This window comes from Gottfriedia acidiceleris, assembly GCF_023115465.1.
Lineage (GTDB): Bacteria > Bacillota > Bacilli > Bacillales > Bacillaceae_G > Gottfriedia > Gottfriedia acidiceleris_B.
Map to the genome: position 1 here is coordinate 3,720,052 of NZ_CP096034.1, position 14,277 is coordinate 3,734,328.

The following is a 14,277-nucleotide window of genomic DNA, read 5'->3' on the forward strand; positions in this document are numbered from 1 at the left end:
ATTCATAAATTAACAGTTTCCTTATCTTGCTGTACGAACTTTCCCCGCTGTGATAGATAGCTATGTAAGATCATACCGATCATGATAATAATCATGCCAATCCAAGAGATAATTGATGGAGATGCCGATGATAAGAAAATCATTTCACCAATTACTGTGAATAATACTTCCATGGATTGGGTTGCTTCTACTGCTCCTAATTTTTGCATATTTCCCCTTACTAAATCAGTAGCTTGAAAAAATAATACAGTAGCAATTACACCCGATGAGATCGCTACAATTAATGATTGTGATACTTGGTTTTGACTTGGTAGTCCTTCAGTATATAAACCATAGATTGATAGAATAAACCAAAACGGTAAACTGGCTAAGGTCATTCCTAAAACGCGTTGATATACATCCAGCTTTCCATCACATAACTCCATCATTTTTCGATTGCCAAGTGGGTATGCAAAGGAGGCAATAATAACTGGTAAAATACCTGTTAAAACTGTTGAAATAGCAATTTTTGTAGCTAACTCAATCTGCATTAATAAAATACCAAATATAATTAATAAAGACATGCCTAATCCTTTAAAAGGAATTTTCCCACGAACCTTTTGGATTGATGTTTGAATTGAAATGAAGAAAAATGGTGCTAAAAGTGACCCAGATATAATTGTTATCTGCCATGAACTTGCTATTAGCCATCCTGGAGAATAAACTGCTGCTAGGCAAATTGGTGCATAAAATAAACCGAATCCAATTGTTGACCAGATAATCCAACTTTTTAATTTGCCTTTCATTTCTTTCAATAGATTATACAAATTTCTTCTAGAGATTACGATGATCAGTAAAAAAGGTACCATAAAAAAGTATCTTAACGATGCGCTCCAAATCCAACTTCCACCAGATAATTCCATCGAGCGATTTAAAATAAATGTGATGGAAAAGAAAAATGCCGCTAATATTCCTAATAATATCGGGCGCATAATACCACCTCTATAACAATTTCAATTATCTTTTACGATAAAATGATTTTCGGTTGAAACTTCCTTTAATTTTTTCCGCAAAAATTCAGGGTATAATTCAATTTCTTCAAGATTATCTATACTCACCCATTTAATAATTAATCGATTACCCTCCTTACCTTAAAATGATTCATTCATTGAATTCTCTGCCTTTATTTTAAAGTAAAAACCAACTTCGTGAATATCATTTCCTTTATAAGAAAAGAAATTTTCTACCGTCCACATCATTTGATCAATTTCAATTTCTTTTCCTAATTCTTCATTGAACTCCCTTTTTAAACTAAATGTGACTCTTCATTTAATGTTATTCTATCACCCGGTAAGGACCAAATTGTATCACTTGCTAGTCTATGAATTAAGACATGCCATTTTAAATCTAAATACCTGCTACCCTTATATTAAATACTTTGTTCTCTGACTTTAATACAACATCCATTATTAAGACCTGACCTTCCATGTTATTTTGCGGCTTTTTCAACTAAATGAACCCCTCCAACCCACCAGTCTATTCCATTTAAATTCATTCGATTTGCTTTTACCGTTAGTACGTCTAATCCCCATTTAGTTAATGCAATTTTTGCTTTTGGGTTATGTTGCTTATAACTTGGTAATTCACTGTCACTACTTATTAAAGGGTAATCACCTTTCATTAATTCATTTAAAATTGCTGCGAAATATAAATCGCTTAATCCATCATTAGTTCTTTGTCTAACAAGTTTATTAAATAGTTCTGCAAAGGAGTTAATACCTTCATTGATCATTGATAATGCTAAAAATTCAACTTCATTTAACCCATTCTGCTGAGAAGGAAAATATGTCATATGACTTAATAAAGCCTGTTTTAGAAACGGAAGCGCATGACATTTTTGAATAAAATCTTCAAGTTCATCTAGATTATTTGAACAATAAGCTTTCCATCCAGCACATGCTTCTTCTATTTCTTCGTCTGTAACTTCTTGTTTAGTTGGAAGTAATCCAATTAATTGTTCTGAAGATAATTGACCTAATCCGTGAAATGGTACAATTCCTTCATAATCATTTATGCTAACCATCGAAATTTTTTGAAATCCAAGTGCCGATAATTCAGATATTAAATAAAGTATTGCCACCTGATCGTATCGATCATGTTCGAACCATAGGACAACTTCCTCAGAACGAGATAGTTCATTTAATAATTGATATTGGCTTCGGCAATTTTCAACAAAAAAACTCGAAGGAATTTGTAGCTTTTGTTCAAAAAATTCTGCTCTTCTTTTATATGTTTCTTCTAAAGTCCAATCTCGACTCAGTGGCCCAAAATCGTACATTTCTCGCCATACAACAATATTGTCATTTAAAGACTTTATTTTTTCTCCAACTACATCACCATTTACAATATGATTCATCTTTCCATCTACTTTCTCCATTTGCTTAATTAAAAAGAAAATACAGTTCTTAATTCTACTTATGATCGTAGATTCCTTTTTTATCAAAATAAAAACCACCTATATAAATAGGTGGCGAGACATTTTTTATAAAATAGGGTTCTAGTTAATCTCTTTTTTGTTTTTTTCTACTAGAAGACTTCTCAACACCAGTTTCAGATGTTGTAGTCCCTTGACCTTGTACATTTGGTGATCCTAAACCAACTCTAGATGGATCTTTTTTAGTTTTTCCCATTTTAAACACCTCCATCTTTACTTTTTCTAAACCTAAACTTCTTTATTCAAAGAATATTTTTCCTGTAAATTGCAAATCTTATATTTCTGAGGAGGTGTTTTTTATGGCTAGAATCGGAGTAGAACAATCTTTAACAAATGTTCAAGAAGCATTACGTTCAGCGGGACACGATGTTGTTGAATTAAAACAAGAATCAGATGCAAATGGTTGCGATTGCTGCGTAGTAACAGGACTTGATTCAAATGTAATGGGAATGCAAAATGTAGCTACACAAGGATCAGTAATCGAGGCAAGTGGCTTAACAGCTGATGAAGTTTGTCAACAAGTTGAAAGTAGATTACAATAACAAATTACAAACTAAAGTTATATTAAACATTCTACAGAAAACTCGCCGATTGGCGAACTTTAAAGCGAAGACAGAGACTCAGTTGCATTTCTCCAATTCCTAAATATGCGACTATTTCAAATCCCCTTCGCCGCTAGAATATTTATACTTACTAATGTGAAAAAAAAGGTAAGCAAAATTCAATAAAATTTGCTTACCCTTTTTTCAAATTTTAAATTTAATCCACCGTATAGCAAAGCTCCCATTACAATAAAAACCGGATGTAGCTTTACTTTCTCCATTAATATGTAACTAATTACTCCTAAAAACAAAAACTGTCTAATACCAATTTGAGAATATGAATCATGAAATGAATTATAAGCCATAACGCCAAGTAAAACTGCGATTGTTGGATTGACGTATAGTGTCATTCGTTTAACTTGAATCGAATGACGATATTTATACAAAATTCTCATTAGAGTCAACATGAGAATTAGGGACGGTGCAACTGTAGCGAATACAGCCAAAATTGAACCTAGTATACCACCTTCATGGAATCCGATATACCCTGCCATTTTCGTAGCAATTTTTTAAAATTTATTTTAAACTTTATAAAATTAAATAATTGCTTAAAAAAAGCACATTCTTTATCTAGTCTTAAATGTTATTATATTCAATTTCCATTGTGTTTAACCAAGTTAAAGGAGTGCACAATTTTAAAAACCTTACCGCAATTCGATAAGGTTTTTAAATTGCCTTTTAAATTTCCTCACTTGAATTAAATCTACATAAAAAAAGAGATAAGGAATGTATCAATCCTCTAATTAATGTAAAAGATAAAATTAAGGGAGGTGTTTTTTAATGGCAAAAGATGTACTTTGTGAAGTTGATAACTGTAAATATTGGGCTTCTGGAAACAAATGTAGTGCGGATTCCATTTATGTTGTGAGCCATAAAGGGAAACAAGCTAAAAACAATGCTGAAACTGATTGTAAAACATTTGAAGCTGGAATGTAATATCTTAAGGGTAACCTAATTGGTTGCCCTTATTTATTTATAGTATTGATAATAACTATCATTTTCATTCAAATTTATTCCAATTATTTTATATTATTTACATCTCAATCTTGGATCTGTTTCAATTAAATCATAATTTATTGGCTACATTTCAAAAAAATTATCCCTTTCAACTTTACACACTCTTAAAGCGAAGGATTCATACCAGTCTTTTTTCCCACGTTCTTGAGCAACTTTATGAGCTGCGTGTTCTTTCCATGTCTTAATAGCATCCAATGACTCCCAATACGAAACCGTTATCCCCATTTCATGATCACGAGCGCTTTCAACTCCTAGGAATCCTTGTTGAGTCGATGCAAGTTCAACCATTTTTTCAGACATCTTACTATACCCATTATCTCCATCCGTTCTTTTAGAACAAAATATTACAGCAAAATATGGAGGATTTGGCGTTTTAGCAAATGAACTCATTTTTATCCCTCCTTCTTCTATTAATCATATTTGATGAAAGAATTAAATAACATAGACAAATTCAAAAAATACAAATAAAAGGGCGATACTCAAAGTATCGCTTTCAGATTGTTGAAATATAAAATGGTCAATAGGGAAAACGGACATTAATATTGTAGACTTTTTTGATGAATAAGTTGATTGGAACGAAAGGGATGCTCGACTCCTATTGGATTAGCGGGAAGGCTGAGACTTTTAACAGCACGAAAGCGATACTCAATGTATCGCTTTCAATATTACTCAAAAATATAAGGATTACCGCTTAAGTTGCTTCTCATTTCTTCTGTTACTTGAATATCCTCTTGTTGAGAGTTTTGTTCTAATGCTTCATTCATTCCACTACCATCATAATGTGCTGGTTTATTTTCCATTAAAATCACCTTCTAATTAATATTAGTTTTATGCCGTAAAACTTCATTATTAGAATATCCAATTCTGAAAAATAAATTATAAAAACGATGCAATAAAAACGCATCGTTTTATATTTTTAGATTAATTTAGTCTCATTCACTTTATTTGTTAAAACAAAAGAATAAATCGCAGAAAGTAAAGCAAAAATAACAATAATTCCTCCTACTAAAGCATTCATTGTTACTGCATATTGAGTAACTATGATCCCACCTAAGCTTGAACCTAAAGCAATTCCTGTATGTGAAAAAGAGTTATTTAATCCAACTTGAATATCAGCCGAATCTTTTGCCACCCTCGCTAGACTATCTTGAACTGCTGGACTAATTGACCAAGATACAGTTCCCCAAAGAACCACTATAATAAATAAACTAATAATTGAACTAGGAGCGAATGTTAGAGTTAAAATAGAAATAGCTAATAAACCTAAATTGAATACTAATGTTTTACTTCCACCAAATTTATCAGTAGACCAACCACCTAACCATCCACCTAAAATCCCTGCCATACCAAATACTAATAAAACAATACTGATCATATTAGTGGATAATCCCATCGTTTTCATTAAGTATGGTGTAAAGTAAGTATAAATTGTAAAATGTCCTGTTAATTGTAAAAAAGATATTAGTTGAATCGATAAAATACGTTTATTTTTAAGTGTTGCTACTTGCTTAATCAATGGAATTGTAGGCTGACCTTTAACTTTCGGTAAGAATTTATAAATCCCCAGCATAGCCAATAAGCTTAATAAACCGACTAAAACAAATGTCATTCTCCAACCGAAGTTTTCACCGATCACTGTACCCAATGGGACACCAAAAACTAGTGATGAGCTGATCCCCATAAAAATAACTCCAATTGCTCTACCTCTAATTTCAGGCAAAACGATGTTTGTTGCAGTCGTTATAGAAACAACAATTACAACCGAGCAACTTGCTGCAAGTATAATACGTGCGATTAATAATACAGCGAAATTCGGGCTAATAATGGAAAGAATATTTCCAAAGAAAAATACAGCTAATGCGATCAATAGTAATTTTTTACGTTCTATTTTTGAAGTGATCGCTATAAAAATAGGAGCCCCAAAAGCAAATACTACTGAAAAAATTGAAACTAGTTGACCAACCGCACCAACTGAAACATGTAAATCCCCTGCAATCATTGACAGTAAACCAGTAATAATAAACTCAACGGTTCCTGCGACAAATGTTGCAATAGCTAAAATATATATACTTTTATGCATTGCTTAACTCCTCAAGTATGATGCTATTTTCATTCATAATAATTTTTTGTCACATTAGTTTATTATATAGATATAACTAAAAATGTCTATGCAAAAAAAAACGAACCTACTTTAGGTTCGTTTTCAGAGTGTTGAAATATAAAGACGTCAATAGGGAAAACGGACTTTAAATGAACATTTAATAATGATAAAATTAGCATTTTTTGAATGATTTTTTAATGTTTTTAAATGTTAATATGTTTGAGCAATTTCATTATTTCAATAACAATAGAAATGATTTTTTTAGACGTTAAAAATATTATAAGCTTTTTTTAGAAAACAAATTCGATTGTTTAGTTTAATAAATGTTCAATATTAATTGATCTACAATCTGATTAAACTTATATTACTCTAAGGAAAGGCTATTTGATTAGGGTTTATCGCAGACATTTTTAGATGAATAAGTTGATTGGAATGGAGGGATGCTCGACTCCTATGGGATAAGCGGGAAGGCTGAGACCCCACAGGCTTGCCGAGGCCACTGAAAAAGTAAATTTTGATCAAATTTTGCTTTTTACGAAAAATCAATTCCCATAAAAACCTCGATTTTTATAGATAAAGTGGGGATGGAAATTTTAGGGAATTGAACTTTTTCAAAAATCATAGAGTTATTCAGCGGCCTAGGCTTGCCGAGGAGGCTCAGGTCTCGCCCCATGGAAAGCGAGCATCCTGTAATGGAAATCAACATCACTCTACTCCTTTCACGAAAATTTGATAATTAATTGACAATGTATTTTTTCAACAGCATGAAAACGAACCTACTTTAGGTTCGTTTTGACATTACTCTTCTTTACTGTCTTTATTTGAATTAACTAGTTTTATACTTTGCTCTTCTTTATTTTCAACTAGATGTTGTAAGATGGATAATTTATTTGCCCAAAATTGCTCGTAATATGATAACCATTGTTTAATCTCTAAAAATGCTTCTGGCTGTAGTCTGTATCTTCTTTCTCTGCCAACTTTCCTTCCACTAATTAATTCAGCTTCTGAAAGGATATGGAGATGTTTTGCAATTGCTGTTCTGCTCATTGGAAAATTACTTGATATCTCTGAAATGGGCAATTCATTATTAGCTAATAATTTAAGTACTTCTCTTCTAGTAGGATCGGCGATCGCTTGAAATACGTCATATTTTTGTGCAGAACTGGACACTAGTATTCAACAACCTTTTTAAGCTTCTGAACAATACCAGCCCAACCACCATTCATATTGTCGCGTACTATACCACTTTTTTGGTTTGGTTTTGGAAGAATTTCTTCAGCAGTTTTCCATCCACTATGGATTAACGTAAATTCAGTTTGATCCCCTAAATCTTTTAAATGAAATGATACTACCCATCCATCAACATCCCAAGTAAATGATACTCGATTTGGTTCATCAATCTCCAAAACTTTACAAGGTGATGGACCGAATGGACCTTGCAAATGAAACTCGTGACCTACGACTGGTTTAAAGTCATTTGGCATGAACCATGCAGATATACCTTCTGATGTTGATACGACCTCCCAGACTTTTTGAATTGGTGCATTATATATTAGAGTTTGTTTAATATCTTCAACTTGGTTTTGTACGCCCATTCCAATCCTTCTTTCTAGTTAATATAAAACCTTTTGGTTATTTGAAATTATATACAACCATTTGGTTTCATGTCAATCAAATTTTACGTACTTATCTTTTCCGTAAGTTTTTAAATTATTAGAAGTCGAAAAACTGCCTTACACTATGAATTTCCCTTAAACAACAAGAATATTTTGTGAAAAGAATAGTATTTCTCTTTATGAACTATTAGAGTTATATGCAGTTGCCCGTGGTGAGCTTGTAACAAATAAAGATAAAGCAGATACGGTGTTTTCATTCAATGAAGAAGTTACACTGTACCGTTATGATTTAATAGTAAGTGAGTTTATGAGCTGAGTTTTACCCCCTAGACAATTTAATAACGTCTGGGGGATATTTAGTTTCCACAAATCATTGTTATAAATTCAGCACGCTCAGTACAAAACTCATATTCCACTTTAAAACCAAAATTTTCATACAGCCGAATTGCTCTTTTATTAAACTTAGCAACTGTTAATCTTAATGTGGAAAGATTAGTCACCTCTTGAATTTCCCCAAGAATAAATTTGAAAAATTCACTCCCAAATCCTTTCCCCGTTAAATCTGGTCTAACTCCTAATCCGATATCAGCCATCCTTTTTTCATAAACACCAAACTCGTTCCCTTTTGGTACTTGAGCTGACTGACCAATACAATAAAAGCCAATTAAGTTATCATTTTGGTCAATAACTGCTAAATACTGATTATTTACTAGCTCATTTAGTCCTTCTTGACTTAATTCATTATTATAAAAATCGTAAGGGTGAGCATAATTCCAATTAAGAATTTCTTTAGCGTAAGACTCTGTCATATTACTAATGTATAATTCCATGATTTCTCCTCATTATCTAATTATTAAAACTGCAAAATAAAAAGCATTACTCATTTAAAATAGAGTAATGCTAGATTTAAATTAAAGTCTATCTAAACTAAAAAACCTGATCGAGCATAATAAAATTACGAAACTACCCTATTTTTAACAAAAAAGAATACTCCGATATTAATTAAAAAAATTCCTAAAAAGGCTGATAATAATAACTGAACACCCGAAATCAGGCTTGCATTATCACTAGCATTAAGGATCCACCAAATACTCGCAATGCCTAGAATGAATAGGTTAATATTAAATGCAATCGACATAGTAGCTAAAACATTGTGTGTTTTATTTTGCATTTTAACCTCTACCCACACAGATAAAATCAAGGATACGAAAATAATACTAAGGAATTCAATAAACTGTAGATTCATTTCTTATTCCTCCTAAATTTTATTTGGCAATCAACTTACTTAGGTTATTCTTTTGATTCGTTATAAAAGAAGTAATTCCTTCCAAAAAATAGCATTATCTGTTTAAATAAGGACTTGTACCTATAACTTTTGATCTAAAATCCATCGAACTTAAATAAAAAGGAACTTGTTCAATAAAATGTCAAAATTCTCATCTATAAGTTGTGTCTGATATATAGTTCAACATTCAATAAAAAAGCAATCTTTTCACAAAGATTGCTTTCCTTTTTTGTTTATTTTTCATATTGAGTCCAACTAGATCCATGGATCTTATTTGAAACATCAATTATTTTCTTCTTAACTCTTTGTTCTTCAGAGCCTTTTAAAAATAATGGTTGGTAATTATTTCGGCTCGATACTGAAGAAATTGAAAATGGTACTACTTTTATTTCTTTTTGATTTGTGAGTATTCCATTATTTAGATGAAAAGTTTGTTGGAAAACAAATGTATCTTTATCTTTTGGATTTTTATTTCCTCCGAACATAAAATTCCCTAAACTATATACGATAAATTTCCCTTTATACTCTTCAATTCCTTGAACAACATGTGGGTGATGACCGACTATTAAATCTGCTCCATGGTCGATTGCATAATGAGCTAAATTCTTTTGAGTACTATTCGGTACGTAATCTCGCTCGATTCCCCAATGGAAATGGATTAGAATAATTTTCACACCACTTTTTCTTAAATTTTGTATATCATTATTAATTTTCACCCTTAAGTCAGGTGAATCATTCCAGCCTTCATAACCTAGTGCACCAACTTTAAAACCTTTAATCGTTGTTACATATTTGTTGTTATAGCCAAAATAACCTATTTTTTCTTTTTTCAAATTGTTAATTGTATCTTCATATCCTTTTTGCAAATAATCATGACTATGGTTATTAGCTAGATTGACCGCTTCAATACCACTTAAAGTTAATATTTTAGCATAAGAAGGGCTCCCTTTAAAACGAAATGTTTTAGTTGCTCTTATCTTTGCATTCGTTAACGTCGTTTCTAAATTAACTGTAGATAAATCATCTTGTTTAAAGATATTATTTAGCCCTTTTGTAAAATAAGCTAATCCATTTTTATTTGCTTCTGCTGGAAAAGAATTAATATATTGAAAATCCTCATCCGAACCAAGTGTAAAATCGCCAGCTGCGCTAATTTTTATAGTCGTTTCTATGTTTTCTCTTTTTGCCGTATTGTTATTTTCTGGCTTTTGAACTGGTGACTTTATAGCTGGTTTTTTAATCGATTTTGGTTTATCTCCTACTTTATTTTTAGTCGTCTCGTTTTTTACTAAATTGCTTTCTTCATAAACTTTCTTATAAACAAAATAACTAAATCCTGATATACAGCCAAATAGAACTAATATCATAATCCAAATAAATATTTTTTTACTATTTCTTTTTTCAGTATTTTTATCCTTCCGACTCCTCATATGTTTTTATTTCTCCTTTTTATATCTTTGCTAGAAATATATTTTCGATTATTAGATAAATAAAAAAATTGTATTTCTTTTTAGTACGGATGCATGAACCTCCCCTACTACATTTAGACAAAGATTTTACATAAAATCGCTCAAAATTTTGATAAAGAATACTCGTAATTGACGAGTCTAAGCGAAGCAAAGGCGTAGTTCCACTTAAGGTCGAGTATGACTCCTCGCTGCCAATTTATACTTACCTCAAGAGAAAAAAGAGAAAGTGAGCTTTTCCCTCACTTTCTATAGAAAAAACTATATTGTTTCTTAATTTTTCAACGTTAATACATATGCCACAAATTCATTTAGATTATCTTTTAACATCACTTTAGAAACCAATATTTTTTTACCAGATGGACTCCAAGTAATTGGCCCAGCAATCTCGTCTAAATCAGTCGATAATTGTGTTATCTTTCTAGATTTGACATCGATTACGAATAATCCTCTTTCTCCCTTATCTTCCGAAATTACGGAAAAAGCTAATGTTTTAGAGTTTGGGGACCAACCTGCACCAAAAATTTGAGTACCAGTAGCTAAAGATACAGTTTTCCTTCCGTTTTCATCGGTAATAAATAACTCTCTTTTCGTTGCTGCAATTTTTCTAACAATAGCGAATTGCTTATGATTTGGAGATGGAATAACCCATTCAACTTTTTGCTCGTTGTATTTTTTTCTTATTAAATTAACTTTATCAGAGTTAGCATCAATTTTTTTTACTTGTCCATTTAGATCAGCTGAATACATTTGCTGAAATATTGTTGAATAAATGATTGTCTGATTGTCGACCCATCGTCCTTCTGTCGCAAATGCATAAATGGTATCAGGCTCTGACACTTTAACCTTCCTAGTTCCGTCAGAATTTATAATAAAGCCTGTGCCAGAATTTCCATCCTCTGTTTGCTTATAGAAAATATGCTTTTTATTAGGTGAAAAAACGGCACCTACTTGATTATGCTCCTCACTTGCTAATGCTTTTGATTTGTTTGTGTTTAGATCATAGGAGAATAAATTAATGTAATAAGTATAATCACCATTATCTGTCATTACTGATTTTGGTAATTTTGGATTTTTTTGTTCAGTTAAAATCGTATGATCATCCAACCAATCCGTCCCACGAATACCCTCAAAACGATCTATTTTCTCAAGGGCTAACTCATTTGTTACAACCTCTTCATTCCCTGTTAATACGGTAATTTTTTTATGTTTTTTATCAATTACAATATCTTCATTTTGACTTTGACATCCAGATATTAATAGTATTGTACTAAATAGAAAAAATATTTTAATCAAATACTTTTTAAACATAACATCACCTTTCTAAATTCTTATAAATTTTATGTTACGTTTAGAATGTTTCTATTTTTAACCTATCTTGTTTCAAATTTGTAAACTTTTACTTCGCTAACGGAAATGTAATGATAAAATTTGTTCCGCTACATTCTATCGATTCAACACGAATCGTACCATTTTGCTTTTCAATTAGATCCTTTGCTAAAGCAAGCCCTAAACCCGATCCTCCAGATTGACGAGAACGATCTTTATTTACGGTAAAAAATGGTTCAAATATTTTATCCACTAATTCCGATGCGATACCAATACCCGTATCTGATATATTAATAATTAAATGATTATTTTCAATCCTATTTGAAACGTATATCTCCCCATTTGTTTTATTATATTTAATGGCGTTATCTAATAAATTCAAAATGATTAATGTAAAGCTTTCTTTATCTATAAGAATCGTTGCGTGTTGAAAATTTGTACGGATAGATAAACCAAACTTAGTCATTTTCCCTTTCATTCTTAAACAAATATCTTCTAAAAGGGAATATACATCGACTTTTTCTTTTACTATTTCAAAGTCATATTTCTCAAGTTCTGCTAGCTTTAATATCTTTTCAACCATATCGTAAAGACGAAGCGATTCTTTTCCTATACTACTTATTGCTTCTTCTAATAGTTTTGGATCATCCGAATACATGTCTAATAAATCAATATAAGCCCTAATTACAGTCAGTGGGGTTTTAAACTCATGTGTAATCGATCCAATAAACTGCTTTTGTTGTTTTTCTAAAACTTTAAGCTTTTCAACAGCTAATTGCAGATTTTCTTTTTCTTGTTGAATGCCTTTTATATTATTTTGAATTTCATTACTCATGTAGAAGATCGCTTGGCTTAAATAACCCAACTCATCTTTTCGACTTAAAATAGAACGGTCTGGATAGTTACCTAATTGAATTTCCTCCGTTACTTTTCTAAGTTTTAAAATACTCATAACAAGAGAATTAAAAAAGAAATATCCTATGATAAAACTTAGAATTGTAGTTACTAAACCTATTTTAATAAACAGTTTAATTGTATTATCATAAAAATTCTGATTATTAATTAATGAATAATCGAACTGAACAACCCCAATTTGATTATTAGCATTATAAATTGGTGCAAAATAAGATAATGTTTCACCGCTCTCCTGATATGCAATCTTACCTTTTAACGCATAACTTAAGATATCTCCTACATCCCTTGTAGATTCTAAAGGAAGAGAATCTCCTACAACTTTTCCAGACATATTAAAAATTGTGACATGAAGACTACTAATAATCCCAATCTGTCTAGCAATTTCCCGACCATATCGTTTGAAAAAATCTTGAGGATTCTCTGATGTTTGGCTTAAATAAACTTGCTTTACATATACATTTGCTAATTTACTTTGCCTAGCAAGCGTTTCTTCAGTTTGTTTTTGCTGGTTTTGTTTGATACCTTGTAAGACTAATATACTTAATACAATGACAGTTCCGATTAATAGCATGGCTAAAAATAAGCTCGACTTAACTTTAATACTCAGTTTCATTTATTTTCACTAGATATCTTATATCCGACTCCAAAAACAGTTTGAATCAAATGTTGATAGGAATTACCGAGCTTTTTACGTAAACGTTGGATATGAATATCGACAGTTCTCGTTCCACCTATATACTCCAACCCCCACACTAAATCTAATAATTCATCTCTAGTAAAAATTCGATCCATATTTGAAATTAATAAAACAAGAAGGTCGAATTCTTTAGGGGTTAATTCTATATTTGTTCCATCAACTGTCACTTTTCTCTGAGCAGGGATTACTTGTAGTTTGCTAATTGAAATGCTCTTTTTTTCTTCAGATGTTGATTGTTTTTTTAATCTTCGAAGTAAAGATCTAGTTCTAGCAAGTAATTCCCTAATATCAAACGGTTTTGTTAGATAATCATCGGCTCCAAACTCTAACCCTAAAACGCGATCAATAATATCATCCTTAGCTGTAAGTAAAATAATGCCAAGTCCTTCTTTATTTCCTATTTGTTTACATAGGTCCAAACCGTTCATTACAGGCATCATAATATCCGATATTAAAATATCTGGATTAAAATCTGGAATCTTATCTAATGCTTCTTTTCCATTAAATGCATTTTCTACGATAAATCCTTCTCTACGAAATGCGTAAGTTAATGGATCGACAATACTTTTTTCATCATCTACAATTAATACTTTTCCTTGCAATTGCCTCACCCAAATTCATAATTTTTACTTTTATTCTTTTTTACTTAAACTTTATTTTTGGATTATTAATATTTTCCTTAGGAAAAATTATAGATGGCTCAGTACTGAATTACTAAACGTTTTTACTATTTATGCAAAAAATTTACATCTTTGAAACATCTTGTTCTTTTTTTT

Annotated in this window: 17 protein-coding genes; 2 read left to right on the top strand and 15 right to left on the bottom strand. The window is 31.2% G+C overall.

Features of this window, described 5'->3' with window-relative positions; genetic code table 11:
* Window positions 1–2: 2 nt before the first annotated feature.
* From MY490_RS17595 to MY490_RS17605, 3 genes are all read right to left on the bottom strand, one after another.
* A complete protein-coding gene (locus MY490_RS17595) occupies window positions 3–971 on the bottom strand; it encodes a DMT family transporter (protein WP_248266835.1) in 969 nt (322 codons plus the stop codon).
* A 497-nt stretch (window positions 972–1,468) separates the two neighbouring features.
* A complete protein-coding gene (locus MY490_RS17600; protein ID WP_248266836.1) occupies window positions 1,469–2,482 on the bottom strand; it encodes a DUF1835 domain-containing protein in 1,014 nt (337 codons plus the stop codon).
* 58 nt (window positions 2,483–2,540) lie between these two features.
* Window positions 2,541–2,669, bottom strand: a complete 129-nt coding sequence (locus tag MY490_RS17605; RefSeq protein WP_248266837.1) for a YuzL family protein — start codon at window positions 2,667–2,669, stop codon at window positions 2,541–2,543.
* A 103-nt stretch (window positions 2,670–2,772) separates the two neighbouring features.
* Between MY490_RS17605 and MY490_RS17610 the strand changes: the two genes are divergently transcribed.
* Window positions 2,773–3,015, top strand: a complete 243-nt coding sequence (locus tag MY490_RS17610) for a YkuS family protein (RefSeq protein ID WP_056471845.1) — start codon at window positions 2,773–2,775, stop codon at window positions 3,013–3,015.
* A 179-nt stretch (window positions 3,016–3,194) separates the two neighbouring features.
* On the opposite strand, the gene MY490_RS17615 is transcribed toward MY490_RS17610, so the two are convergent.
* Window positions 3,195–3,569, bottom strand: coding sequence for a chromate transporter (locus MY490_RS17615; protein WP_248266838.1), 375 nt, complete (start codon window positions 3,567–3,569; stop codon window positions 3,195–3,197).
* Between the two features lie 286 nt (window positions 3,570–3,855).
* Between MY490_RS17615 and MY490_RS17620 the strand changes: the two genes are divergently transcribed.
* The gene (locus MY490_RS17620) at window positions 3,856–4,011 is read left to right on the top strand and encodes a DUF1540 domain-containing protein (RefSeq protein WP_088012223.1); all 156 of its coding nucleotides are present in this window, start codon (window positions 3,856–3,858) and stop codon (window positions 4,009–4,011) included.
* A gap of 144 nt (window positions 4,012–4,155) precedes the next feature.
* On the opposite strand, the gene MY490_RS17625 is transcribed toward MY490_RS17620, so the two are convergent.
* The 11 genes from MY490_RS17625 to MY490_RS17670 form a co-directional block, all read right to left on the bottom strand.
* Window positions 4,156–4,482 (bottom strand): antibiotic biosynthesis monooxygenase family protein, encoded by a 327-nt coding sequence (locus MY490_RS17625; protein ID WP_248266839.1) that lies wholly within the window; start codon window positions 4,480–4,482, stop codon window positions 4,156–4,158.
* Window positions 4,483–4,757: 275 nt separating this feature from the next.
* Window positions 4,758–4,892 (bottom strand): hypothetical protein, encoded by a 135-nt coding sequence (locus MY490_RS22190; protein WP_282439810.1) that lies wholly within the window; start codon window positions 4,890–4,892, stop codon window positions 4,758–4,760.
* A 116-nt stretch (window positions 4,893–5,008) separates the two neighbouring features.
* On the bottom strand, window positions 5,009–6,172 hold the full coding sequence (locus tag MY490_RS17630; RefSeq protein WP_248266840.1) for an MFS transporter: 1,164 nt from the start codon (window positions 6,170–6,172) through the stop codon (window positions 5,009–5,011).
* An 819-nt stretch (window positions 6,173–6,991) separates the two neighbouring features.
* Window positions 6,992–7,363 carry an ArsR/SmtB family transcription factor gene (locus MY490_RS17635; RefSeq protein WP_248266841.1) on the bottom strand — a complete coding sequence of 124 codons (372 nt, stop codon included), beginning with the start codon at window positions 7,361–7,363 and terminating at the stop codon, window positions 6,992–6,994.
* Window positions 7,363–7,788 (bottom strand): SRPBCC family protein, encoded by a 426-nt coding sequence (locus MY490_RS17640; RefSeq protein ID WP_248266842.1) that lies wholly within the window; start codon window positions 7,786–7,788, stop codon window positions 7,363–7,365. Before MY490_RS17640 ends, MY490_RS17635 begins: the two co-directional genes overlap by 1 nt.
* A 377-nt stretch (window positions 7,789–8,165) precedes the next feature.
* A complete protein-coding gene (locus MY490_RS17645) occupies window positions 8,166–8,639 on the bottom strand; it encodes a GNAT family N-acetyltransferase (protein WP_248266843.1) in 474 nt (157 codons plus the stop codon).
* Window positions 8,640–8,764: 125 nt separating this feature from the next.
* On the bottom strand, window positions 8,765–9,055 hold the full coding sequence (locus MY490_RS17650; protein ID WP_248266844.1) for a hypothetical protein: 291 nt from the start codon (window positions 9,053–9,055) through the stop codon (window positions 8,765–8,767).
* 272 nt (window positions 9,056–9,327) lie between these two features.
* Complete coding sequence (locus tag MY490_RS17655; RefSeq protein WP_248266845.1) at window positions 9,328–10,524, bottom strand: CapA family protein; 1,197 nt, start codon at window positions 10,522–10,524, stop codon at window positions 9,328–9,330.
* Between the two features lie 309 nt (window positions 10,525–10,833).
* Window positions 10,834–11,871 (bottom strand): hypothetical protein, encoded by a 1,038-nt coding sequence (locus tag MY490_RS17660; protein ID WP_248266846.1) that lies wholly within the window; start codon window positions 11,869–11,871, stop codon window positions 10,834–10,836.
* 88 nt (window positions 11,872–11,959) lie between these two features.
* Window positions 11,960–13,417, bottom strand: a complete 1,458-nt coding sequence (locus tag MY490_RS17665; RefSeq protein WP_248266847.1) for a sensor histidine kinase — start codon at window positions 13,415–13,417, stop codon at window positions 11,960–11,962.
* The gene (locus tag MY490_RS17670; protein ID WP_248266848.1) at window positions 13,414–14,103 is read right to left on the bottom strand and encodes a response regulator transcription factor; all 690 of its coding nucleotides are present in this window, start codon (window positions 14,101–14,103) and stop codon (window positions 13,414–13,416) included. The genes MY490_RS17665 and MY490_RS17670 overlap by 4 nt, the downstream gene beginning before the upstream one ends.
* Window positions 14,104–14,277 lie beyond the last annotated feature (174 nt).

Bases quoted from the DNA above. Each gene is read 5' to 3' on its own strand.
- MY490_RS17595 (WP_248266835.1), bottom strand. From the start codon at position 971: ATGCGCCCGATATTATTAGGAATATTAGCGGCATTTTTCTTTTCCATC.
- MY490_RS17605 (WP_248266837.1), bottom strand. From the start codon at position 2,669: ATGGGAAAAACTAAAAAAGATCCATCTAGAGTTGGTTTAGGATCACCA.
- MY490_RS17610 (WP_056471845.1), top strand. From the start codon at position 2,773: ATGGCTAGAATCGGAGTAGAACAATCTTTAACAAATGTTCAAGAAGCA.
- MY490_RS17615 (WP_248266838.1), bottom strand. From the start codon at position 3,569: ATGGCAGGGTATATCGGATTCCATGAAGGTGGTATACTAGGTTCAATT.
- MY490_RS17620 (WP_088012223.1), top strand. From the start codon at position 3,856: ATGGCAAAAGATGTACTTTGTGAAGTTGATAACTGTAAATATTGGGCT.
- MY490_RS17625 (WP_248266839.1), bottom strand. From the start codon at position 4,482: ATGAGTTCATTTGCTAAAACGCCAAATCCTCCATATTTTGCTGTAATA.
- MY490_RS22190 (WP_282439810.1), bottom strand. From the start codon at position 4,892: ATGGAAAATAAACCAGCACATTATGATGGTAGTGGAATGAATGAAGCA.
- MY490_RS17630 (WP_248266840.1), bottom strand. From the start codon at position 6,172: ATGCATAAAAGTATATATATTTTAGCTATTGCAACATTTGTCGCAGGA.
- MY490_RS17640 (WP_248266842.1), bottom strand. From the start codon at position 7,788: ATGGGCGTACAAAACCAAGTTGAAGATATTAAACAAACTCTAATATAT.
- MY490_RS17645 (WP_248266843.1), bottom strand. From the start codon at position 8,639: ATGGAATTATACATTAGTAATATGACAGAGTCTTACGCTAAAGAAATT.
- MY490_RS17650 (WP_248266844.1), bottom strand. From the start codon at position 9,055: ATGAATCTACAGTTTATTGAATTCCTTAGTATTATTTTCGTATCCTTG.
- MY490_RS17655 (WP_248266845.1), bottom strand. From the start codon at position 10,524: ATGAGGAGTCGGAAGGATAAAAATACTGAAAAAAGAAATAGTAAAAAA.
- MY490_RS17660 (WP_248266846.1), bottom strand. From the start codon at position 11,871: ATGTTTAAAAAGTATTTGATTAAAATATTTTTTCTATTTAGTACAATA.
- MY490_RS17665 (WP_248266847.1), bottom strand. From the start codon at position 13,417: ATGAAACTGAGTATTAAAGTTAAGTCGAGCTTATTTTTAGCCATGCTA.